The organism is Kitasatospora sp. RG8 (genome assembly GCF_017813315.1).
Lineage (GTDB): Bacteria > Actinomycetota > Actinomycetes > Streptomycetales > Streptomycetaceae > Kitasatospora.
In genome coordinates, this window is the sequence record NZ_JAGIYX010000009.1 from 160,957 (window position 1) to 183,214 (window position 22,258).

A 22,258-nucleotide genomic window follows, 5' to 3' on the forward strand; every position below is an offset into this window, starting at 1 on the left:
GAGGTGCCCCGTGCCCCAGGCCGTCGAAAGCATCCGGCTCCACGGTCACCCGGTCTCCGACCGGCTCACCGTGCTCAGCCGCCCCGACGAACGTCTGCGGACCACCTCCTTCTGCCTGGCCGTCGGCTTCGGCGCCCGCCACGACCCCGAGGGCGCGAACGGGGCCGCCCACCTGCTGGAGCACCTGCTGATGACCGCGCCGGCGTCCGGCGCCGTCTCCGTGAGCGAGTACATCGAACGCCGAGGCGGCGAGTCCAATGCCATCACCGGCCTGGAGGCGATGGTCTTCGAGGCCCGGGTGCTCACCGAGGACGCCCCGGCGGTGCTCGAACGCCTGCTGGGCGCGATCGCCGAGCCGGCGCTCACCCCGTCCCTGCTGGAGAGCGAACGCCGGGTGGTGCTACAGGAGTTGGCCTCCGCCGCGGCCGACCCGAGCGACGTCGTGCAGGACGCCTTCCTGGCCCGGATCTTCGCCGGCCATCCGCTCGGCCGACCGGTCGGCGGCACGGTCGAGGAGCTCGACCGGATCGACCCCGAGGGCCTGGCGGCGATTCACCACGACAACTTCCTGCGCCGCGGCATGGCGCTGGTCAGCGTCGGCGGCCTGTCTGCGGCGACCGTGGAGTCCGTGGTCCGCAGCTCACCGTTGGTCGCGAGCACCGCCGGACCGCTGCCTGAGCGCGGCGCCGACCGCCCACTGCCGGCCCTGCGCCGCGACCTGGACGTCAGCTGGCCGGAGGACGACTTCTGCTGGCTCGCTCTGGGAGGACGGTCCGCCGCCGGCACGGCCCCGCAGCGCCACGCCTTCAGCGTCCTCGCCCAGTTGCTCGGCTCCAGCCCGTCCTCCCGGCTCTACCGGGCACTGCGCGGCGACGCAGCCCTGGCCTACGCCTTCGCCTCCTGGTCCCGCAGCTACCAGGAGGCCGGTGCCTGGCGCGTCCTGGTGGGCACCGAACCGCGCAACGGCCCGCAGGTGGTGGCCGTCGTCGTCGGGCTCCTCGAACAGCTCGCCGCCGACGGACCGGTCGAAGCCGATCTGGACGCGGCACGCAAGCAGGCGGTCATGCGGCTGACCCTGCAGACCGAGGACCCGTTGGAGAACGCCCGTCTGCTGGCCCAGCGCGGACTCGACCGGAGCGCCCCCCTGTCGACCGACGAGGAGACCGCGGCGCTGCGCTCGGTCACCGCCGACGACATCCGCCGCAGCGCGGCCGATCTGCTGGCGGAGCTGAACCTGGTGGTCCGCCCGGAGGCCGCACGATGACGCCGCGGGGAATCTCCGAGGAGTACTGGCGGGCCGCCGGGGAGGCGGGTCTGGTCGTCGACCTGGACGGGCACCCCTGCGTGGCAGGGGAGTACCAGGAGCCGCTCAGCGGCGAGCAGCAGTGCCTGGTCGAGTACGCGGACCCGGCCCTGCTCACCGACCGGGCCGCCGCCCGCCGTCTGGCACGGCTCCTGGCCGAGCACTTCCCCGACAGCCGCCTGGCGGTCGTCCGCACCCCCGCCGAGCTGCGGATGCCCGAGCCGTGGGAACGCCACCTCAGCTACGTCCAGCACATCGGCGCCGCCACCTCGCCGGCGGACGGCATCGCCATCACCCCGGCCGACGGCATCGCCATCACCCCGGCCGACCGGCGGGACGACGAGCAGGTGGCCCGCTGGCTGGTACAGGCGTTCCACAACGCCGGCCAGCACGGGAGCGTCGACGACGCCGCGGCCCGCCGGCACGCGCAGCAGATCATCGCGGCCCCCGACCGGCGCTCGCTGATCGCACGGTCCTCGGGGACGGCGATCGGCCACGCCACGCTGCTGTGCGAGGCCGGCGACGACGTCGACGGAGGGCGCTTCGTCGAGCTGCTGGACATCCTGATCGACCCCCCGCAGCTGCGTCGGGCCACCACCGCCGCGCTCGTCGACGCCTCCCGCGCGGTGGCCGACGACCTGGGCCTGCCGCTGGTCGGCAACGTGGTGCACCCCCGGAACGTGGTGCACGCCCGCCCGGCCGGGCCGGACACCGGGCGCTCGCGGGTCCTCGACTCGCTCCTGACCACCGGTTGGCGGCTGCGGCACACCTACTGGCGCATGCCGCTGCCGCAGGACGGCACCGGAGGTGCCCGATGATGACCGAAGGACCGCTCGCCCGGTTCACGCTCGACCTGGACAACCTGCGCGCCATGCTCGGCCTCGACGAGGACGCCACGCCACGCGCGGTGGTCCGGGCCGCCCGCCCGGTCTCTCCCGGATTCGCCGCGGTCGCGCTCTCGGTGGCCGAGGCCGACGGGCACACCCTCGGCAGCGGTTCCCGGGACGAGGTCAGCCGGGCCCGCGGGCGGATCGCCCGCTACGAGCAGGTCGCGGCGGCCGCCGCCCGGACCGGCGCCGCACGGGTCGTCAAGGGGCCCTCACTGGCCCGCTGGTACCCCCGTCCGCTGGTCCGGTCGATGTGCGACCTGGACCTGCTGGTACCGGACGAGGCGGCGCTGTGGCGGGTGGTGCGCGGCATCGCCGCGGAGTACAGCCCCGACCTGCTCTACGTCTCGGTGCTGGCCCGGGGGCCGGTCCGCGACCTGGTCGCGACCCTGTGCTGGCCCGCACCGGACCCGCTGCTCGACGCCGACCTCAAGATCGAGGTGGCGACGCTCGTCCACGCCGGTGACCTGCGGCACGTCCCGGTCCGCGCCGGGGCGCCGACCGATCCGGGGGTCGCCAACCTGCTCGCGCTCGCCGAGGAGAGGTTCCAACACCCGTTCGGCGTGAAGGACGCCATCGACGTGGCGGTCCTGCTCGGCTCCCCCGACGCGCCGGACCCGGCCGAGGTCGTGGCGGCGGCGCGGGAGTACCTGCTGGCACCGGAGCTGCTGGAACTCGTCGAGTACGCCTGCGCCCGGCCCCGGCTGCTCACCGAGCCCGCCCCCGCGCTGATGGAGCCGCTCCGGGACGCGGCCCGGGCCGAGACCGAGCGCAGGGCCGGCAGCACGCCGGTCACCCCCGCCGACGGCGACGGCGACGGCGACGGCGACGTCCGTCGACGGATGGCGCTCGGGCTGCCGGTGCACGGCCTGCACCTGCGCGACGCGGACCACCCCGGTCGGCAGGTGGCCCGGATCGAGGACTTCGATTCGGGAGTCCTGCTGCGCGCGCCGGTCGCGGACTTCCTGCTGGTCGGCCAGGAACTGGTGGACGAGCAGCTGTACCGGGCCGCCCTCGCCTTCCTGGAAAAGGGTCGTGACGCTCAGTCGACCGACCGGGAGGAGGACCGGCCGTGGTGACCCTCTGCCTGCGGCTGGACGACGTGCACGGCCGAACCCCGCTCACCGCCCTGCGGGCACTCGACGACCGGGTGTGGGCAGGCCGCCCGGTCGTGCTGGGCACCATCCCGTTCCCCGCCCTCGGCTGCCTGGGCCCGGTCGCCTCACCGCGCGAGGTCGCCGCGGCCCGCTCCACCGCGACCCACCCGGGCCTGCTGGACTACCTGGACGGCCGCCGGGCCGAAGGGCTGGCCGAGGTCGCCCTGCACGGCCTCACCCACGCCGACCACCGGTCTCCGGCCGGTCCCGCCGTCGCCGAGCTGGTGGCCCCCTCCGCCGGGCGGGTCACCCGGCTGACCGACTGCCTGCACGGCTGGCGGTCCCGGTTCGGCACCCGCACGCTGATCCCGCCGCACAACTACATCGATCCCGGGCTGCGCGAGCAGTGCCTCGCCGAGGGCTTCCACGTGTCCCGCGCCGTCACCGACGCCGAGGTCTCCGCACTCGGCCTGGACCCCGACCGGCCGGACCACCGGGCCGAGGCCAAGCGGCGCCGCCCGTACCGCCTGGTGGGCACGGCGCTGGACGTCTACCAGACGACCGGAGTCTCCTACGAGCGCGTGCGACGTGCCGGTCCGCCGGCCGAGGAGCTGGCCGAGTCCGTGATGGCGATCGCGGCGCCCACCGGAATCGGCGTGATCACCTTCCACTGGTGGGACTTCGTGCGGGCCGACGCCTCCTGGTGCGAGGAGTTCGCCCAGTACACCACCCGGCTGCTGCGGCGGTGCGAGGCGCTCGCCCCGGTGGAGTTCAGCACCGTCGCCGACCTCGCCGACGACCTGGTGGCCGCCGCGCAGCGCCGACCGAAGGACCGTACGGCATGACCACGCCGCCCACCGCACCCGCCGAGGGCAGCTGGGACGTCTCCACGGCGGCCGGCCCGCTGCACGTGCAACTGCCCCGTTCCCTGCGGACCGCGTGGCCCCGGATCGTCCCGCACCTGCCCGGCGCCACCGTGGCCGGCTGCGGCTGCGGCTCACGCCCGGCGACCGGACCGCGAGCAGCGGGGTTCCGGACCGACCCGGACTTCGACACGGCGCAGCTGCCGGACACCGCCGCCCCGGACGACGTGCGCCGGTTCCTCAACGCCGTGCTGCACTGCCGCCACCTCGGCCGGGGCGTGCTCACCCTGCACGCGGTCGCCGCCGCCCGCGACGACCAGGTGCTGCTGCTGCTCGGCGGCCACGGGGCGGGCAAGACCCTCACCGCCCTCGCCCTGCACGAGCGCGGCTGGCAGCCGCTCTCCGGCGACGTGTCCCTGCTGCGGGTCCTGCCGGACGGCTCCCCGGAGTACCTCGGCGGCACCACGGCCTTCGTGGTCCGCAGTGCCGAGGTGGCCCGCTACCTGCCCGGCACCGCCCGCCGGTACCTGCCCGGACCGGCGGTCGCACCGGACGACACCGCCGACCTGGCGCCGCTGCTGCCACCGGCGCACGCCGCACCGACCGCTCGGCGGACGGTGCGTCTGGTCCACGTCCGGGTGGACCAGCGGGAGTCGCCGCTGGTCCGGTGGGCCGAACGCCAGCTGCGGCACTCCTGGCTCTACCAGGCCAGCGGCCACCAACTCGACCGGGTGCTGCGCTGCGACGACACACCGCTGCGCTGCCTGGAGCCGCCGGAGCTGACCCGGGCGCGGCTCGCGCTGACGACGCGGCTGGCGGACCGGGCTCCCGTGCTCTCGGCGCTCGGCACACCCGGTCAGATCGCCGCGGGCATCGAGGACGTCCTCGTCCCGGTCCCGGCCTGACAGAGCATCACCGGCACCATCCGTACCACCGAGCGAAGGCAGGACATGCCACAGCCCCATCAGCAGCAGGGCCGGCCGTCGGACGTCGGGCCGACGTCCCACCACGGCGGGGACGAGGCCGCGGCGACCGGCGCCCGGCTCTGGTTCCGCGACGGCCAGGTGCTCCTGACCCCGCCCGCGCCGGGCCCCCGGCCCGACCGGGCGAGGGCGTGCACCGCGAGCCTGCTGAGCCCCGGCACCGAGCTGCGCCGGCTGCGTACGGGGCGCCCGGGAGAGACCAGGGCCGCCGGCTACATGGCGATGGCCGCCTCGGCTTCGGGAGAGGTCGTGCTCGCCCCGGCGCCGCACGGCGGCTGGGTCGATCCCACTCACGCCGACGCGCTCGGCACCGCCCATGGACCGCTGGTCGCCGCGGCCGCGCGGTTCCAGCTGATGGCGGCCCTGGGCCTGGGAGACCTGGTTCCCGATCCGGCGGGCCCGCCCCCCGTCGTGCTGGGCAGCGGCCCGGTCGCGCTCGGCGCGGTCCTGGAGCTGCTGCGGCGCGGCGCGGCGCGGGTGGACGTCCGATCCTCCCGGCCGTGGCCCGCCGTGGCCGGGCTGGCGGGCGTACGGGTGGTTCCGGCGGTCGCCGACGGCTCGGCCGGCCTCGTCCTGGAGTGCACCGGCAGCCGGCTCGCCGAGGCGCTGGCCGCCGCCGCACCCGGCGCGACCGTCGGGCTGCTGGGCACCCCGCAGGACGCCGCCCCGCTCGACCCGCTGCTGGTGCACCGGTCCTCCCTGCGGGTCCTCGGCATGCACGAGTTGGGCGGTCGCCGGGCAGCCGAGCGCGTCGCCCGGTTCCGGGAGGTCGGCGACTGGCTGGCGGCCCGGTTCGCCCCCGAGCAGTTCGCCGACTGGTGCCATGTCACCCCCGGCGACCACGCGCCCGAGCTGTACCGTGCGCTGTTGGCCGGCCGGCGTCCGCAGCCGCCGCTGCTGCTGCTCGACTGGAGCGCGTCGTGACCCGCCAGGGGCGTCCGCCGCTGGGCCTGTACAGCATCGGGGTCCGTCACCTGCCGCCCGAGCAGCTGCTGCCGTGGGCCGCCGCCCAGGCCGTCCCGTTCGTGCACCTGCGCGGCGGGCCGCGCGGCCACCACCTGTCGGAGCGCGCGCCGGCCGAGCTGGCCGCCTGGCGCGCACTGGCCGACCGCACCGTACCGGTGACCGCCGTCACCGCGGACCTGGAGCTGGCCGCGCTGCTGGCCGACGACCCGGCCGCGCTGGCGGAGCTGGACGCCCTGGCCGAGCGCGGCGGTTCGCTGGGCGCCCGGGCGGTGCGGGTGCTCGCGACGGATCCGCCGGAGAGCTGGTCACGGTCCGCGTCGGCCCGGCTGCGCGGGCGGCCGCTGCTGATCGAACCGCACTCGCCGGACTGGTTCACGCCGGAAGCACTCGACTTCACCGACCGGCTCCTCGACCTGCTGCCCGAGGCCGCGCTGCTGGCCGACTCGCTGCAGTTCGACCGCTGCGCGCCGGCGCCGGACCGCGCCCTGGCCGACCGGCTCGTCGCCCGGGCCGCGGCCGTCCACCTTTCCGACCGCGGCGACGGGTTCGCGGCACCCGGTCACCGGCTGCTGCTGCAGGCCGCGCGGGACGCGGCCGCCCGGGGCGCACAGATCGAGCTGGCCTTCGAGTGGACCGGGGCGGACCGCTCCCCGGCCACCTGCCTGGCCCGCTACCGGCAGGCGATCACCTGGCTGGGGGACACATGGTGACCGCCGCCGTCCCGCACCCGCCGGTACCGTGGGTGGTGGTCACCGACTACCCGCGCTGGCCGAGCCCGTACTTCACCCAGTTCGAGAGGGCGGTCGGCGGCCGGATGGAGCTGCGCTTCCAGCCCGGTCTCGACGGACTGGAGGCACAGGCTCCGGGGGTGCTCAACCTGCACCGGCTCAAGCGCCTCTACCGGGACGCCGGCGGAACGGCCGACCCGGTGCTCGTCGCCGAGCTGGTCCGCCGGCTGTACGGGCTGCGACGGCAGGGCTGGCGCATCGTCTGGACCGTGCACAACCTCTACCCCATCGACGTGCCGCAGACGTCGGAGGCCGACCTGGCGGTGGTGTCCGGACTGCTCGCGGTCGCGGACACCGTGCTCTGCCACACCCGGGCGGACGCCGCGCACGTCCGCGGCCTGCCCGGGGTGGGCGGCCGCGTGGCGGTCTGCGGCTGGGCCGGGCTGCCGGCCCCCGCCGCGCCGACGCTGCCGCCCGGGCCGGCCCGCCTGGCCGCGGCCATGGCGGACAGCCGCGCGTTCCTGCTGGCCGGCAACATCTCCGCCTACAAGGACGTCCCGGGCGTGATCGAGGCGTTCCTGCGGGCCGAGGTCGCGGACGGGCAGCTGTACGTCGTCGGTCCCTGCCGTGACCAGGAACTGGAGGCCGCCGTCACCGACCTCGCCCGCCGCAGCGACCGGGTGCACCGGTGGGCCGGGCGGGTCGACCCCGGCCACGTCCGGCACCTGCACGACGCGGCCGCGGTGGCCGTCTGCAACTACCGGACGGACGGCGGGCAGCGGTTCTTCACGCAGGCGATCCACCCCAGCTCGGTCGGCACGGCGGTGGTGTGCGGGGTGCCACTGGTCGCCCCGGCGCTGTCGAGCATCCGGGAGATGACCCAGGGTCATCCGGCCTACCTGCACGAGTCGCCCGCCGACCTGCCGGCGTCGCTGGCACTGGCCGCCGCCCACCCCGACACCAGGTGGGGTCGGCCCGAACCGGACGAGACCGGGCCCTGGGAGGCCATCGCCGAGGCGCACCTGCTCGTCGCCGGAACCGGCGGCAGCGGACCGGCACACCGCGTCGGCGCATCCGGCGTCGGCGCACCCGACCCCGGCACACAGGGCGGAGACCACCTCAGGGGGGAGAGCGAAGACCATGGAACGATCTGACACGGCCGCCGTGGTCGCTGCCCTGGCCGCCGGGTACGGGCTCGGCGTGCGGGACGTGACGCAGCTGCACGCCGGACACGGCACCCGGAACTACCGGGCCGACGGGCCGGACGGCCGACTGTTCGTCAAGCAGTACCCCGCCGAGGCCGACCTGGCGGCCGAAGCGGCGGCGATCGACCTGGCCGAGCAGGCGGCGGAGGCCGGCGTCCCCGTCCCCCGGCTGCTCCGCACCACCGCCGGACGCACCGTCAGCACCGACGGGCCGCTGGCGCTGTCGGTGTGGGAGTACGTCGAACCGGGCAGCTCCGAGCCGCGCCTGACGCCCGGCCAGGCGGAAGCCGCCGGCACCGCCCTGGCCCGGATCCACCGCCGGTTCGCCGGCCACCCCGCCCCCACGGGGCTCCCGCGGCAGACCCGCGACTGGCTGGCCTTCGACGAGGGCGCGGCCAGGGCCCGGATCGACGGGCTGCTGGCGCGGATCGACGCGCTGCCCGCCCCCGGCGCGTTCGACCTCCGCTCGGCCGAGATCCTGCGGCGCCGCCGTGAGCTGATCCGCGCCGTCCCGCGCCTGCTGACCGGCCTGCCCCCGCTGACCAGCCAGGTGCTGCACGGCGACTACAGCGCGCTCAACCTGATGTTCGACGGCGACCGGCTGGTCGCGGTGGTGGACTTCCGCCCGCCCGACCCGTTCCTGGCCGCCTACGAGATCGGCCGGATCGCCTTCCCTCCCGAGCAGGTCGCCGAGTCGTCGAGCTGGCCGGAGAACGCCTGCCGGCTGGTGTCCGCGTACGCCGCGGAGCATCCCGGGGCCCGCGCCCAGGACCTGGTGCTCAGCGCGCGGATCTGGCTGGCCCACCTGCTGCGGAGCCTGTACGGCGTCAAGGAGCACTACCTGGACCCCAGGCCGCTCCAGGACGACCTGGACGCCTTCTGGCTCCACCGGGACCGCACCGCGCAGCTCCTGCTCGGCCGCCTGGACGAGATCGAGGACGCCCTGCGGGTCTGCGTGGCGGGGCTCGCCCGACCCTGGACCACTGGACTTCCGCCACTGACATCGGAGCAACAGTGACGACACCCCTGCGCGTGTGCCTGGTCGGCTTCGGCGTCGCGGGACGGCTGCACGAGGCCGTCCTGCGCGGCCTCGGGGCCGAACTCACCATCGTCGAACCGCAGCCGGCGCCGGACCCGACGGGCGCCGCCGGCTGGACCACCGTCGAGCAGTTGCCCGATCGGATCGTCGCAAGCACGGACCTGTGGTCCGTCTGCTGCCCGACCGGGGAGCACCTGCGCGTCCTGCGGGCCGTGCTGGCCAGGCAGCCGGGCGCGCGGGTGCTGCTGGAGAAGCCGGCCTGCCCGAGCCACGAGATAGCGGAACTCCGCTCCCTGCTCGCCGCCCACCCGCAGGCCCGGGTGGTGGTCATCGACCAGTACGCGCACGCGCGGGCACTGGACCTGCTCACCGAGGCCGTACGGGTCCACGAACCCGGGCACCGGATACCCGAGTCGCTGCGGATCGTGTTCACCAAGGACCGCTCCTCGGACATCGCCGCGGGCCGGTTCGTGGACCTCGACTACGGCGTCCTCGGCTACGAGTGGCTGCACATGCTGGCCGTACTGCGCCGTCTGGTACCGCCTGCGGCGAGCCGGGAGTACCTGGGCGGGCGGCAGCACGCCCGGGAACTGCACGCCTCCTACCATCCGGAGCTCTTCACCAGCGCCCTGACCGAGCGGACCGAACTGGCCTGCGGCACCGAGCTGGAGCTGCACTCCGCGATCCTCGGTCCCGCGCCCGCCCCGGTCGGCCCGCCGCCCACGGACACCGGCGGCTGGCGGCAGCTGCCGGCCGGCGCCGAGCACCGCAGCCGGTTCGTCCTGCTGCGTGCCGGGGACACCGCCTTCCGGCTGGACCTCGACCCGGTGGCCGCCGCCGGGGGCTGGCGGCTGCCCCGCAACGCGCACCGCCTCACCGTGCAGCGGGGCGGCCGGCTGCTGGCGGACCGGGTGATCCACGACTCGCCGCTCGACACCGCGATCCGACGGGGCATCGACCTGCTGCAGGCCGCCGGCCCCGGCCCCCGGGTCGACCTGACGCCGCTCGAGCTCATCGCCCGCACCGCCGAGCAGCTGCGGCTGCGGACACCGACCATGGTGCGCCCCGGGTGAACCACCCGGAGCAGTGCGGTTCGTGCGACCGCCGCACCGCCCCCGCCGGGGCGACGCCCGAACGACCGAACGCAACGAGGAGGGGCAGTGTCGGACCCTGCAGCGCAGCCTGATCTCACGGCGGTGCTCGCCGAGGCCTACGGCCTGCCCGGTGCCGTGCTGGAGCGGCTGCCAGTCGGCCAGGTCACCGTCAACTACCGTGCCCGCGTCGGCGACCGGCTGCTGTTCGTCAAGCACTACCGGGACGGCGTGACCGACCTGGGCGCCGAGCGGGCCGCCGTCGAGCAGACCCGCCTGGCCCGGCTGCGGCGGGTGCCGGTGGCGGCGGTGCGGCCCGCCGCCGGCGGAGCCACCGTCGTCCGGCACGGCTCCACCACCGTCTCGGTCTGGGAGTGGATGCCCGGCGCCATCGTCGACAGCGGCCTCAACCCCGCCCAGCAGCGCGCCGCGGGCGCCGCCCTGGGCCGCATCCACAGCGCGTTCGCCGACCACCCGGCCGGGCGCCGGCCGACGGCCGCCGTCGACGACTGGCTGCACCCGGACCTCGGGCTGCTGGAGGCCACCGTCGACAAGCTGCTGGGCATCGCCGGCGGCCGGCCGCGGCGCGGCGAGTTCGACGAGCAGGCGCTGCGAACGCTGACCGAGCGGCGGGAAGTGCTACGCGGGATCCCCGAACTTCTGGCCGGGCTACCACCGTTGACCACCCAGGTACTGCACGGCGACTACTCCGCCGTCAACCTGCTGTTCCAGGGCGACGAACTCACCGCGGTGCTGGACTTCCTGCCACCCGAGTCGTTCCTGGCCGCCTACGAGCTGGGCCGGATCGCCTTCGACCCGCGCACGGTCGTGCTGGACGAGGACTGGATCACCTCAGGAGTGAACCTCGTCGGCAGCTACCTGGAGACCAATCCGCTCCTGCCGGCGGCCGACGTCACCGCCTGCGCGCGGGTCGCCCTGATCCAGCTGCTGACCAGCCTGTACGGCGTCAAGCAGCACTACCTCAAGCCCGGGCTGCTGCAACCGGATCTGGACCGGTTCTGGCTGCTGCGGCACGCCGCGGCCCAGCGGCTGCTGGACCACCTCGGCGACGTCGAGAGCGCGCTGGCGCAGGCGGCCCACCGCCGCGGCCGACGCCCGTCCGGCGGCCCGACCACGAACGAAGGAATGCCGATGACCACGACCGCCACAATGCCGATGACCGCGACCGTCGCGATGCAGGACGCGAGCGACACCCCAGCGGACCAGTGGGAGGTGCTGCGCGGACCGATCGGCGGTGCGGCGGTCACGGCGGCCGTCACCGCGCTGGCCGAGCGCCACCGACTGCGGTACGAGCACGCGGACGCCGACACGCTCCGGCTCACCGACCCGGCCACCTCGGACGCCCTGGTCACGGTCCGGCTGCGCGGCCTGCCGCCGCAGGAGCCGCGCACGCTGGGCTTCCAGGTGCCGCCGCCGGCCGCCGTGGACGTGCTGATCGACCCCGGTCCCGGCCGCGGCGCGAGCCGGTTCGCCGCCGAGCTGCGCGACACCCTCGCCGCCCGTGCGCTGCCCTACACCGACAGCGAACTGGCCGGCATCCGGGACGCCATGCCGCTGCTGGAGCGCTACAGCAGTCCCCAGCCCGCCTTCGACGACTGGGCGCTGCTCTTCCGCGACCACTACCTGGAGCACAGCACGGGATTCGTCCTCGCGATGGAACGGGCCGGTATCCCCGCCGAGTGGATCTTCGCCCTGGACAAGGGCGACCAGACCTGGAACCGGGACCGGGTGCACGCGACCTTCCTGGCCCGCGGCTACCGCAGCGACATCCTCGACAACACCGCCGTCAACGACCCGGACGCCCACCAGGCCGAACTCGCCCGGGTCGGCGCCGACATCGACGCCTTCCTGGACTCCGCGCACGCGGCCGGCCGACGGGTCCTGGTCGTCGACGACGGTGGACTGCTGGCCCGCGGCTACGGCACCGTCACCGCTCCGCACACCGCCGACGCGGCGCTGGAGCTGACGGTCAGCGGGATCAAGCGCATCGCCGCCGCCGGCGAGCTGGCGATACCCGTGCTGAACCTGGCCCGCTCCCAGGTCAAGTCCCGCCTGGGCTACCGCGAGATCGCCGACTCCTGCCTGCGCCGGGTGCGGACCCTGCTACCGGACCGCAAGATCATCGGTCGGCGGGTACTGCTGCTGGGGCACGGGACCCTCGGGTCACTGCTCGCCACCCAACTGCGCGACCTGGGCTGCCGCGTGGATGTCGTGGACACCGATCTGCCGGCCCTGATCGACGCCGCCGAGAACGGCTTCACCACCTACCGCACGGCCCGTCAGGCCCTCTCCTCCAGCACCCCGTTCCTGGTCGTCGGCACCACCGGCGAAGTCGCGCTGACCGAGGCCGACCTGAGCGCGCTGCCCGACGGTGTACTGCTCGCCCCCTTCGCCACCCGCGACTTCTCCGTCCTGACCGAAGGTCCCCGCCGTGCCGGCGCCACCGAGATCCCCGGCATCGGGCTGCGCTTCGACCTGCCCGGCGGCCGGACCGCCACCCTGCTGGGCAACGGCCGTTCGATGAACCTCTTCCAGGCCGACTCCATCCCCACCCAGGGCTACGACGCCTACCGCGCCGGCACGCTGATCGCCGCCGCCACCCTGTGCGCCGACCCCGACCGGGTGCCGGCCGGCCTCCACACCGGCCCGGCCGACGCGGCGATCGCCGGAGCCGGACTGTGGGACGCCTACTACGACCTGTACTGCGCCGAGCAGGGCTGACGGCCCGTCATCCCCTGCCCGCCCCGAGGAGTTCGGGAAGTTCGGCGAAATGGCCGACCACACCGATCTCCCGGGGCAGGCCGGCCGGCGGCTCCGGGCTCACCAGTACCGCCTGCATGCCGTACGCATGCGGCCCGAGCGCGTCCTTGGCCGGGGTGTCCCCGACGAAGAGGATCTCCTCCGGCCGGCAGCCCGCCGCGGCCACCACCACCTCGTAGAAGCGGACATGGGGCTTGCGGACCCCCACCGTGCTGGAGAGGACGAGCGCGTCGAAGCAGTCCGCGATGCCGGCGGCCACGAGCGTGCGGCGCCGTACGCTCTCCGGCCGCTGCGTGTCGCAGGCGAGCACGCACCGCAGCCCGGCACGCCTCAGCCGCCGCAGCGCCTCGGCGGCCACCGGATCGACCTCGGCGTCCGGCACCGCGCTGAACACCGCCTCGATCGCGCCCTCCAGGTCCGGAACCGAAGCGCCGCACTCCCGCAGCGCCCGCTCCAGCTGCTCGGCGAAGACGCTCTGCACACCCAGCGCCCGGCCCTCCTCCCGCATCCGCCGCGCAACCCCGTCGAACACCGCCGCGAAGCCCTCCGGCACACCCCCGGGTCCACTGCCGAGCACACGCGCGATCACCGCCCCGTCCGCCCGCGGCCCCGGCCGGGCCAGCGTGCCCCCGAAATCCAGCGCAAGCGCACGCACCTGCACCTCCGACCGGCGCCACCGGCCGTCACCCGACGGGACGTGAGCGAGCACAACGGGTCCTTTCCCTGATGGTTCGCCACCTGACTACCAGCACACCCGGCGGCACGGCAAGAGCCGTCGGGGCAGCTCCGTCGTGCGATCGCGCACGCCTCCGACGGCAGGGGCACGACGCGCCGCGCACCCGGCGCACGGCACCGGGCAGGGGCCGAGAGCGTTGACAGCGCCACGACGTCCTCCTAGCGTGACGCAGTCGATCACCTGCACGGAGGGACTGCCGATGGCCGAGTCGCGCACGTACGACCTCGTCCTCTTCGGCGCCACCGGGTTCACCGGCGGGCTCACCGCCGAGTACCTGGCCCGAACCGCACCCGAGGGCTGCCGCTGGGCGCTCGCCGGACGCGACGAGCGCAGGCTCGCCGCCGTCCGGACGAGGCTGGCGCAGATCGACCCGCGCTGCGCCGACCTCCCCCTGCTGACTGCCGACGCCGCGGACCGCGAGGCGCTGCGCGCCGTGGCCGCCGAGGCCCGGGTGGTGATGTCCACGGTCGGCCCGTACCTGCGGCACGGCGAGCCGCTGGTGGCAGCCTGCGCGGACCACGGCACCGACTACGTGGACCTCACCGGCGAGCCGGAGTTCGTCGACCGGATGTACCTCCGGCACCACGAGCGGGCGGTGGCCACCGGCGCGCGGCTGGTGCACGCCTGCGGCTTCGACTCGGTGCCGCACGACCTCGGGGTGCTGTTCACCGTCGAGGAGTTGCTGCGACGCGGCGGCCCTGCGGCCCGGCTCTCGGTCGAGGGATTCGTCCGCGCCGGCGGCACCGTCTCCGGCGGCACCCTCGCCTCCGCGATGACGGCCTTCTCCCGACCGCGGGCGATGGCCCGGGCCGCCCGGGCGCGCCGCGCGGTGGAGCCACGGCCGAGGGACGACTCGTCCGCACCCCGGCCGGCCGGCCGCACCGGTCGCGGGCGGCCCGGGCCTGGGCCGTACCGATGCCCTCGATCGACCCGCAGGTGGTGTCCCGCTCGGCCGCCGCGCTGGACGAGTACGGCCCGGACTTCGGCTACGCGCACTACGCGGCGGTGCGACGGCTGCCGGTCGCCGTCGCCGGTGTCGCCGCGGTGGCAGCGGTCGCCGTCGCCGCCCAGCTGCCACTGCTGCGCCGGGTCCTGGGGCGGCTGCGCAAGCCCGGCGACGGGCCGAGCGCGGAGCAGCGGGAGCGGTCCTGGTTCGCCGTCCGGTTCGTGGCGCGGGCGCACGGCGGGCGGACGGTCCTCACCGAGGTGTCCGGGGGTGATCCCGGCTACCAGGAGACCGCGAAGATGCTCGCCGAGTCGGCGCTGTGCCTGGCGTACGACGACCTGCCGCCCGTGGCGGGGCAGCTGACCACGGCGGTGGCGATGGGTCGGCCGCTGATCGACCGGCTGATCGCGGCGGGCATCTCCTTCCGGGTGCTGGACACCCCGCCGACCACCGCCCCCGGCCGGTAGCGGCCGCCTCACCGGGCCGGGGCGGCCGTTGACTCCTCACCGGCCGCGACAGACCCGCAGCCGCCTTCCTCCTCGCCAAGATCCTCACCGTCCACCTGCGGCGGGTCGGTGATCGGCTGAGGAGCCTTGTTACCCGACTGGGCGTCGGTCGACGACTTCGTCGGCTACCTCGACATCCCCGACGGCAAGGGCGGCCACCCCACGGACTGCTGGGCCAACGCGACCGGCAACAACCAGGTCCGGCACTTCCGGCCGGCCAGCTGCCAGGGCTGACCGGACCGGCCGGCAGCCGACCCACGGCAGCACCAGACCCCAACGCCTGGAGCACCGCGTCCGAGGACCGGCTCCGGTCCCCGGACGCGGTGCTCCAGGCGAGTTCTGCCCGCACGGGCCGCCTGGGCCGACGGGAACCCGCCGTCAGCCGCCGACGGAGCGGGCGCCCTCGATGAGCCCCTGGCGGGCTGCGTTCAGGGCCTCGGTCTGCTTGATCAGATGGTCGACCGCGTTCGTCACCAGGGCCACCTCGGCCGGCGTCGTCCAGCCCGGTCGGTGGATGATCTTGAGCAGCTCCTCGTGAGGGTCGTTGGTCACAGACTTGGTCACCGTGATCAGGTGGTGAATCCGCTGCTCCAGATGGGCCAGTTGGTCCTTTTCCATGGCGCGCCCAGCTCCTTCGGTCGTCGTGGCACAAGCGGACCATGTCTACCCAAACCGGCACGTCTTGCCATAGGGCTGAGCGGGTGGCGTCGCCGGGCGAAGGCCTCTTCTGGTCCTGCGGGGCAGTCCAAGCAGTGCCGGCAAAGAGCGGTCGGCGCCCGTCAGGTCGTGTGGCGGCGGCATGTCGCGACGGGAAAACTGGGACGTCTGTGTCCGTCCCCACCGGGCTGGCAGGATTCGCTACTGGACGATGACGATCGGGTCACGGCAGTCGGTTCGGGCCCGCGGCCGGCGAGTTCTTGCTCGGACTGCAGCAGTCTGCCCGGTTCGGCCCCTCGCGTGGGTGTGGCGCGAGGGGCCGGGCGGGGGCGGCTCAGTGCGGGGGTTTGGTGCCGTTGGGCCACACGCAGGGGGAGCTGAAGCCGATGACGAGCGTCCCGTACGAACTGCCGATGCCGTCGATGGAGCTGGTGAACTTGTTGGTCGGGTTGGTGAAGTGGGCGGAGGTGCGCAGCGCTCCGGAGTCGTCCCGCTGGAATCCCATGGACTCGATTCGGGCCCGGAGGTGTTCGACGTATTCGGCCTGACGGTCCGCCGGGATGCCGGAGAGCCGCTTCTCGGTGATCTCGACGACCCGGCCGTCGTACTCCGAGGGGGCGTCGTTCTTGAAGCAGTTGGTGCCGTTCTCCCGCTCGCTGGCCGTGGTGACCGGTTGGGGCAGGTCGGTGATGGCCTGCCCCGCGTAGTCCGCGGTCTGCTGCTTCGCCTGGGACTGTGTCATGGTCGGGGCATCGGAGTCCTTGCCGCACGCTGTGATCGTCAACAGCACTCCGGCGGCCAGCATTGCCGCGATCGTCCGGTGTCGCCTCACTGACCGATCCCGTTGCCTGCGATCACGGCGCCGAACGCCTTGACGGAGACGCTGCCCGGCAGCCAGTAGTGCGAGTGATCGGTACTGCCGGCCGGGAGGTGTTGGGCCCCGAAGTCGTTGTCCACGGGGTCCAGCCCGAAGGCCAGGCTGGTGCTCGCCACGTTTTTGATCATCGTGTCCTCACTACCCCGGGCGACGTAGACGTGGGACGGGTCGATGTTCAGGTCCTTGGCGTGGTTGACGCCGACGCCGGGGCTGCCGACCAGGATCACATCGTCCACGGGCAGGTTGTGCTCGCGCATGGTGAAGCCGACGACGACGGTTCCGTAGCTGTGGCCCATGAGGGTGTTGTGCGAGGGGTTGCCCTCGTGGGTCGTGCGCAGGGCGGTCTGGAACCGTGCCAGGTCGTTCTTGGCGTTCTCGGCGTACGAGTCGGACCCCGCTTCGGTGTACACGTTCTGGGGCGCGTCGTAGCCGACCCAGGCGATGGCGGCCGTTGTCTTGGGGCTGCCGGGGTCCGATTCCTTGGCGGCCTTCACCATCTCGTCCGCCTTGTCCACGTCGCCGTTGGCCGTGGCGAATCGGGAGGAGGTGCCGGGGACGAAGGTCACGACGTTGTCGGCGGTGTCGGGGTTGTTGACGGAGATGATCGCCCGGCCCTTGCCCTTGGTGTCGAAGCCCAACAGGAAGGCCGGCGCGCCGCGCATCTTCAGATTGGCGCCCGTCAGCCGGCTTTCGATGCCATCGATCGAGTCGATCTTCTCCTGCAGGTCCTTCTGCTTGCGGTGCCATTCGTTGTAGTCGGGGTTCGGGACCGGCTCTCCCTTGACCCATCCGTTGAACTGCTTGGGCTCGGGCCCCAGGTGGTTGAGCTGGAGTTGGAGGTCCTGCTTGCTCCGTGCGAGGTTGATCCGGTTGGCATGGTCGCGGGCGACGACCGGGATGCCGTCGAGGTTGCCGACCTGGTCGGGGTGGTTGAGGATGAAGCGCTGCTGCTGGGCTTCGGTGAGGCTGTCCCACCAGCGCTTCGCGGCGTCGGGGTCGGTCCCGACCGGGGGTACCACGTCGCGGGCGGCGACCGCGTCCTGGTCCTTCTTGACGGTGGCCGAGTCCAGCCCGGTGCCGCTGGTCGCGTTGTAGGAGAGGTGGCTGAGGCGCTGTTCGATCTCCGAGTCGGCGTGGGCGGCCTCGTTGAGGGCGGCGGTGATCCGTCGGCTGATCTCCTTGGCGGTCTCCTCGGCCTTGTCACCGGCGTAGTTCGCGGAACTGGGCTCGTTGTCCCAGCTGAGGGTGCCGTCCGCGGCGACGGTGAACTTCCCTGTCCTGGCGTCGTCCAGAGCGCTGATCAGGTGTGCCTGGGCGGCTGCGAAGCCTTCGGCGGCGTCGGCGAGGGCACGGCTGACGAAGGAGAGTTCCTGCTTGGCGTTCCGCAGCTTGGTGGTGATCGCCGTGAACTCGGCCCCGGCGCTGTCTGCGCTGCTTCCGGTCCACACCGACAGGCCGAGCCGGTCGACGACCTCGTGCTGCCAGGACTCGACGTGTTGTCCGAACGCGGTGATGAGGGTGTCGTAGGCGCTCTTCGCCGTGGTGATGTTGTTGATGTTGGCGTTCTTGAGGGTGGCGATGTCCATCGGATTCACTGTGCCTTTCCTGCGCCGGCGGCTCGGCGGGCCTCGGCGGCGGGGGACAGGTCACTGGTGAGGACGGTGTTGAACGGGTCATTCGCCGGAGGCCGATAGGTGCTGGTACCAGTGACGCCGTTCATGGACACCGACACGTTCTGCTCGTTCTGTCGGTAGGTGGCGGCAGCGGTCGTGAGCTTGGTGCCGGCGCTGCCCATCTCGCCGGCGAGCTTGTCCAGCAACGCCTTCCAGCCGGCGGCGCAGTTGTGGATCGCGGGCCCGGTGAGCCAGCCCTGGAGCGTCGACGCGGCCTGGTCGCTGGGCTCGGTGATCTTCGCCGTCTCGAGCGGTATCTGGCCGCCCAGGTGCTGGGCGGTTCGTCCGCAACCCTCCAGTGCTGACGGGTTGACGTCGAAAGCGGGCTGCGCATCGGGACTTGGCACGGTTTCCCCCCCGTGGGTCAAAGTGTGATCTTTTGATTATCGTCAGTATGCGAGCAGTGTCCAGTTGGTGACGTCGGGTTGCGGGAAGGTGGGAGTCCGGCACGGAGTGCGGCACATCGGTCAGCGGATCTCCACGCGTTCGCCTGCCCCGAGCGGGACGGCGACTCGGTTCGCACGGCGGATGACTCCTGACCAGCGGGTCGGGTGCTTCGACCGGGTTCCGGCGGGCGGCAGGCGGCGGCGCCCAGCGGTGCCCCGTATTGCAACCGCCTCCGGGCCAACCCGTTCGTGCCTCCGGCTCGGTCACGCCTCCAGCGGGCGCTGTTGCCAGCGGAAGGCCTGGCTGTCGTAGTAGTCCCGGCTCTGCGTCAGCTGGTCGCCGTCCCCGGGGTGGTCGGCCTTGGGTCAGTGCTTGAGGCCGATCAGCAGGCCGCTGGCCGTGTTGACCACTATGCCGTCGTCCTGGAGGGTCCATACCTGGCCGGCGTTCGCGTTGGCGCAGTTCTCCTGGACGAGCGGGGCACCGTCGGCCTGCTGCCGCCAGTGCCGAGGCGGCGGCCGGTCCCGCCGTTCCTGATCCGTACGTCGATCCCGACCGGGACGAGGGTCCAGGTCTGGCCGAGCGCTGCGGTCGCAGGTGCGCTCTGGGTGAGGGTGCCTCCGGGGTCGGCCTGGGCACAGAGTCCGGTCATCGCGTTGACCATGGGGCGGGCCGGAGGCCGGACCCTGCACGGAAGGATCGATAGACGCGGCAGTCGGCCGACCACTCACGCCCCTGCGACGGTTGCTAACGGTCAGGCGGGCAGGTGTTCAGAATCGCTCAGCTGGTGCTCGTCGGCCGATGGGACATTGCTGGATTACTGGCAAGGACGATGGCCGGTCGATCGGAACAATCGGGTCAGGAATCTGACTGCGCGCTGCCGGGTAGCGTCGGCGACGTGGTTGGCGCGGGGGAGTGGGAGGTTGCCGGGTGGCGAGGTGGAGCCAGAGGCTCACCGAAGGTGAGCTCCTGGAGCTGATTGGCGCGCAGTGCCACTGGCCGGGCTGCGGCCATCCCCTGACCATGCGGGTGAATGGGAAGCCGGTCCTCGATGCGGAGATCGCGCACATCCGCGCGCGGCGCCCGGGAGGCAGGCGCAGCGATTCCTCCTGGCCCCCTGAACAGTTGGACGGCCCCGATAACCTCCTCCTGCTTTGCGCGCCGCACCACAAGGTGATCGACGGGGCGGATGCCGACGCCTACCCGGTGGAGTTGCTCGAGAGCTGGAAGCAGAACCACTTGTCGGCCGCGAGTCACTGGCAGGACTGGCGAGCGGGCACGGGCGAAGGGCACCACCCCGCACCGGGGGCCTGGCGGTCGTGGCCCACTGTGGCGGAGCTCGACGCGCTGGCTGCGGGCGTGCGCCCCAGCTGGGAGTACGGTGGCAACACCCTGCCCGCCTACGTGCCGCGAGACCTCGACCAGCGGCTCACCGACCTGCTGGCGCAGGCCCGCACCCAGGGAGGCATGGTGCTGGTCACCGGTGACACCGCGTGCGGGAAGTCCCGCCTCGCTCTCGAGGCCGCCCGTCGCGCTCTGCCCGACCACCTCGTGTGCCAGGTCCCCATGGGCGGCTTGCAGACGGCGATCACCGCCGTGATGCACTGCCCCGCGCCCCGCCTTCTGTGGCTGGACGGCCTCGAACAGCACGATCGACTGCAGGGCCTCGACATCGCCGAACTACGGCGCTACCGCATTCCGGTCCTCGCCACCGTCCATGTCCAGCACCTGCCACCACTGACCGCTTCCCACCGCACAGCTGGTGGGAACGCCGACGCGGTGCTCTCCACTGCGGTCATGGACCAGGCCTCGGTCGTCTTCGTCGACCGGGCCTGGAGCCAGGCCGAGATGCAGCGAGCCCGGATCACCTCGGATCCGCGCGTCCGGTCCGCAGCCGAGCAGTGCATCCGCAGGGGGGTCAGCGAGTTCCTTGCGGCCGGTCCCGCACTGCGGGCAAGATGGCAAGCGGCCTGGCGTATCGGCGGCAACCCCAGAGGAGCCGCCCTCGTCCGCGGCGCCCTCGACCTGGCCCGCACCGGCCTACGAGGCCCGCTGCCAGACGACCTGCTCACCCGGACACATCGCTACTACCTTGCCGATGCCGGCGGTGACCTGTTGCGCCCCGAACCGCTGGAGGAGGCCTTCGCCTGGGCCGACGACAGCCGGGTCGGAATGACGGGCCTGCTTCAGCCCGCCGCGGGCGGGGCGCGGCGCCCCTTCGCGGGTCTTCTCGGCGAGGCCCCGGCACAGCCCGCGGAATCCGTCCACCCGCTCGTGTGGTTCGAAGCGCTCGGCGGTGCTCACGACGCGAGAACAGCCTGGACCGTGGCGTCCAACGCGCAGCGTGAACAGCCGTCGATCGCCACCAGGTTGTGGCGGATCCTGCGCGAGGCCGGTCTCACCTCAGTGCTGTGGCACCAGGCCGCAACCCTGATCCAAGACGACCGCTGTGAGGAGGCTCTCCAGTTTCTGAGCGAACACACCGATCCCGCGGACGCCTTTGCGCGGCGACTCACCGCAGTGTCCCTGACCGAGCTCGATCGCCTGGACGAAGCCGAGACGACATGCCGCGAAGCCCACGCGCTCGGCGACACGGACAGCCTCGCCGACCTGGCACAAATCCTGGCCCAGCGCGGACACCTCGATGAAGCCGAACGCGTCTACCAGCGTGCCGCCCAGGCCGGGGCCCGCGACGCCTGGTTCAACCTGGGCGTCCTGCTCGCCGACCGCGGCAAGACCCGGCAGGCCATCGACGCCTACAAACGGGCCGCCTCCGCCGACGACCGGGACGCCCTTGCGAACCTGGGCCGGCTCCTCGCCGACACCGGGAAGACTCGTGCCGCAGAAGCGGCACTTCGTGAGGCCACCGACCTGGGCGACCACGAAGCACAGCTGAACCTCGCCAACCTCCTCAAACGCCTGTGCCGCACCGACGAAGCCCTGAAGGTCTACCAGCAGCTGATTGAGCATGGTGACGCCCGAGCCTGGATCAACCTCGGCAACCTCCACGCTGACAACGACCAGCCGATCCAGGCCGAGCACGCCTACCGGCAAGCCCTTGAAGCAGGCCTGTCCATCGCGCACTACTACCTGGGACGCCACCTGGCGGCCGAGCAGCGCTGGCACCACGCCGCACCACACCTGCGCCACGCCGTGAACACGGGCGCGACCGACGCAGGCCTCCACCTCGGCCTCGCGCTCAAAGAACTGGGAGAGACCCAAGAGGCCAAGAACGTACTCAGCGCTGCCGCGCGAGCCGGCGATCCGCTCGCCGCCGTCGCCTTTGCCGCAATCGCCGACGAAACCGACGCGGACGAGCGCCGCGCGCTGCTCCGCCAGGCGGTCGACAGCGGAGACCCTGACGCAACGCTCCTGGTGATGCTCGACCTCGAACACGCCGGACACCTGCGGCGGGCCAAAGCCCTCCGCCGACGTTTGGCCGACTGCGGTGACCCCGTGACTGCCGCAGTCCTCGCCGCCTACAGCCCTTCCCCGGTTGCCGCAGCATGTTGACACACTGTCAGTCAGCGGGC

At 73.4% G+C, this 22,258-nt stretch carries 18 protein-coding genes and 1 pseudogene; 14 read left to right on the top strand and 5 right to left on the bottom strand.

Annotated features, from left to right (window positions below; translation table 11 throughout):
- Positions 1–10 precede the first annotated feature (10 nt).
- From J5Y04_RS43535 to J5Y04_RS41825, 11 genes are all read left to right on the top strand, one after another.
- On the top strand, positions 11–1,264 hold the full coding sequence (locus J5Y04_RS43535) for a pitrilysin family protein (RefSeq protein WP_209412776.1): 1,254 nt from the start codon (positions 11–13) through the stop codon (positions 1,262–1,264).
- A complete protein-coding gene (locus tag J5Y04_RS16495; protein ID WP_209412777.1) occupies positions 1,261–2,121 on the top strand; it encodes a hypothetical protein in 861 nt (286 codons plus the stop codon). The genes J5Y04_RS43535 and J5Y04_RS16495 overlap by 4 nt, the downstream gene beginning before the upstream one ends.
- Positions 2,118–3,269: a hypothetical protein gene (locus J5Y04_RS16500; protein WP_209412778.1), complete on the top strand. Its 1,152-nt coding sequence runs from the start codon at positions 2,118–2,120 to the stop codon at positions 3,267–3,269. The genes J5Y04_RS16495 and J5Y04_RS16500 overlap by 4 nt, the downstream gene beginning before the upstream one ends.
- Positions 3,263–4,132 carry a hypothetical protein gene (locus J5Y04_RS16505; protein ID WP_209412779.1) on the top strand — a complete coding sequence of 290 codons (870 nt, stop codon included), beginning with the start codon at positions 3,263–3,265 and terminating at the stop codon, positions 4,130–4,132. Before J5Y04_RS16500 ends, J5Y04_RS16505 begins: the two co-directional genes overlap by 7 nt.
- A complete protein-coding gene (locus J5Y04_RS16510) occupies positions 4,129–5,055 on the top strand; it encodes a hypothetical protein (RefSeq protein WP_209412780.1) in 927 nt (308 codons plus the stop codon). The genes J5Y04_RS16505 and J5Y04_RS16510 overlap by 4 nt, the downstream gene beginning before the upstream one ends.
- A gap of 45 nt (positions 5,056–5,100) precedes the next feature.
- The gene (locus J5Y04_RS16515; protein WP_209412781.1) at positions 5,101–6,057 is read left to right on the top strand and encodes a hypothetical protein; all 957 of its coding nucleotides are present in this window, start codon (positions 5,101–5,103) and stop codon (positions 6,055–6,057) included.
- Entirely contained in the window at positions 6,054–6,809 is a 756-nt protein-coding gene (locus tag J5Y04_RS16520) for an AP endonuclease (RefSeq protein ID WP_209412782.1), read from the top strand. Before J5Y04_RS16515 ends, J5Y04_RS16520 begins: the two co-directional genes overlap by 4 nt.
- Positions 6,803–7,981 (top strand): glycosyltransferase, encoded by a 1,179-nt coding sequence (locus J5Y04_RS16525; RefSeq protein WP_209412783.1) that lies wholly within the window; start codon positions 6,803–6,805, stop codon positions 7,979–7,981. Before J5Y04_RS16520 ends, J5Y04_RS16525 begins: the two co-directional genes overlap by 7 nt.
- Positions 7,968–9,050 carry a phosphotransferase enzyme family protein gene (locus tag J5Y04_RS16530; protein ID WP_209412784.1) on the top strand — a complete coding sequence of 361 codons (1,083 nt, stop codon included), beginning with the start codon at positions 7,968–7,970 and terminating at the stop codon, positions 9,048–9,050. Before J5Y04_RS16525 ends, J5Y04_RS16530 begins: the two co-directional genes overlap by 14 nt.
- Positions 9,047–10,144 (top strand): Gfo/Idh/MocA family oxidoreductase, encoded by a 1,098-nt coding sequence (locus J5Y04_RS16535; RefSeq protein ID WP_209412785.1) that lies wholly within the window; start codon positions 9,047–9,049, stop codon positions 10,142–10,144. The genes J5Y04_RS16530 and J5Y04_RS16535 overlap by 4 nt, the downstream gene beginning before the upstream one ends.
- A gap of 87 nt (positions 10,145–10,231) precedes the next feature.
- Positions 10,232–12,904, top strand: a complete 2,673-nt coding sequence (locus tag J5Y04_RS41825) for a phosphotransferase (RefSeq protein ID WP_307853150.1) — start codon at positions 10,232–10,234, stop codon at positions 12,902–12,904.
- Between the two features lie 7 nt (positions 12,905–12,911).
- Here the strand turns inward: J5Y04_RS41825 and J5Y04_RS16550 are convergent, their stop codons facing one another.
- A complete protein-coding gene (locus tag J5Y04_RS16550) occupies positions 12,912–13,652 on the bottom strand; it encodes an HAD family hydrolase (RefSeq protein ID WP_374106040.1) in 741 nt (246 codons plus the stop codon).
- A gap of 226 nt (positions 13,653–13,878) precedes the next feature.
- On the opposite strand from J5Y04_RS16550, the pseudogene J5Y04_RS16555 reads away from it, so the two are divergent.
- Positions 13,879–15,092 (top strand): annotated as a pseudogene (locus J5Y04_RS16555) (trans-acting enoyl reductase family protein).
- Positions 15,093–15,218: 126 nt separating this feature from the next.
- A complete protein-coding gene (locus J5Y04_RS16560) occupies positions 15,219–15,365 on the top strand; it encodes a hypothetical protein (protein ID WP_209412787.1) in 147 nt (48 codons plus the stop codon).
- Between the two features lie 144 nt (positions 15,366–15,509).
- Here J5Y04_RS16560 and J5Y04_RS16565 read toward each other — a convergent pair whose 3' ends face one another.
- The 4 genes from J5Y04_RS16565 to J5Y04_RS16580 form a co-directional block, all read right to left on the bottom strand.
- Positions 15,510–15,749, bottom strand: a complete 240-nt coding sequence (locus tag J5Y04_RS16565; RefSeq protein WP_148647487.1) for a hypothetical protein — start codon at positions 15,747–15,749, stop codon at positions 15,510–15,512.
- A gap of 373 nt (positions 15,750–16,122) precedes the next feature.
- Entirely contained in the window at positions 16,123–16,530 is a 408-nt protein-coding gene (locus tag J5Y04_RS16570; RefSeq protein ID WP_209412788.1) for a hypothetical protein, read from the bottom strand.
- Between the two features lie 86 nt (positions 16,531–16,616).
- Positions 16,617–18,251: an alpha/beta hydrolase gene (locus J5Y04_RS16575; RefSeq protein WP_209412789.1), complete on the bottom strand. Its 1,635-nt coding sequence runs from the start codon at positions 18,249–18,251 to the stop codon at positions 16,617–16,619.
- 5 nt (positions 18,252–18,256) lie between these two features.
- A complete protein-coding gene (locus J5Y04_RS16580) occupies positions 18,257–18,685 on the bottom strand; it encodes a hypothetical protein (RefSeq protein WP_209412790.1) in 429 nt (142 codons plus the stop codon).
- 970 nt (positions 18,686–19,655) lie between these two features.
- Between J5Y04_RS16580 and J5Y04_RS43540 the strand changes: the two genes are divergently transcribed.
- Entirely contained in the window at positions 19,656–22,238 is a 2,583-nt protein-coding gene (locus J5Y04_RS43540; RefSeq protein WP_209412791.1) for a tetratricopeptide repeat protein, read from the top strand.
- Positions 22,239–22,258 lie beyond the last annotated feature (20 nt).

What these genes read in the sequence shown, in the direction of transcription:
- J5Y04_RS16530 (WP_209412784.1), top strand. Translation starts at nt 7,968, where the DNA reads ATGGAACGATCTGACACGGCCGCCGTGGTCGCTGCCCTGGCCGCCGGG.
- J5Y04_RS16575 (WP_209412789.1), bottom strand. Translation starts at nt 18,251, where the DNA reads ATGGACATCGCCACCCTCAAGAACGCCAACATCAACAACATCACCACG.
- J5Y04_RS16510 (WP_209412780.1), top strand. Translation starts at nt 4,129, where the DNA reads ATGACCACGCCGCCCACCGCACCCGCCGAGGGCAGCTGGGACGTCTCC.
- J5Y04_RS16500 (WP_209412778.1), top strand. Translation starts at nt 2,118, where the DNA reads ATGATGACCGAAGGACCGCTCGCCCGGTTCACGCTCGACCTGGACAAC.
- J5Y04_RS16565 (WP_148647487.1), bottom strand. Translation starts at nt 15,749, where the DNA reads ATGGAAAAGGACCAACTGGCCCATCTGGAGCAGCGGATTCACCACCTG.
- J5Y04_RS16525 (WP_209412783.1), top strand. Translation starts at nt 6,803, where the DNA reads ATGGTGACCGCCGCCGTCCCGCACCCGCCGGTACCGTGGGTGGTGGTC.
- J5Y04_RS16515 (WP_209412781.1), top strand. Translation starts at nt 5,101, where the DNA reads ATGCCACAGCCCCATCAGCAGCAGGGCCGGCCGTCGGACGTCGGGCCG.
- J5Y04_RS16495 (WP_209412777.1), top strand. Translation starts at nt 1,261, where the DNA reads ATGACGCCGCGGGGAATCTCCGAGGAGTACTGGCGGGCCGCCGGGGAG.
- J5Y04_RS16570 (WP_209412788.1), bottom strand. Translation starts at nt 16,530, where the DNA reads ATGACACAGTCCCAGGCGAAGCAGCAGACCGCGGACTACGCGGGGCAG.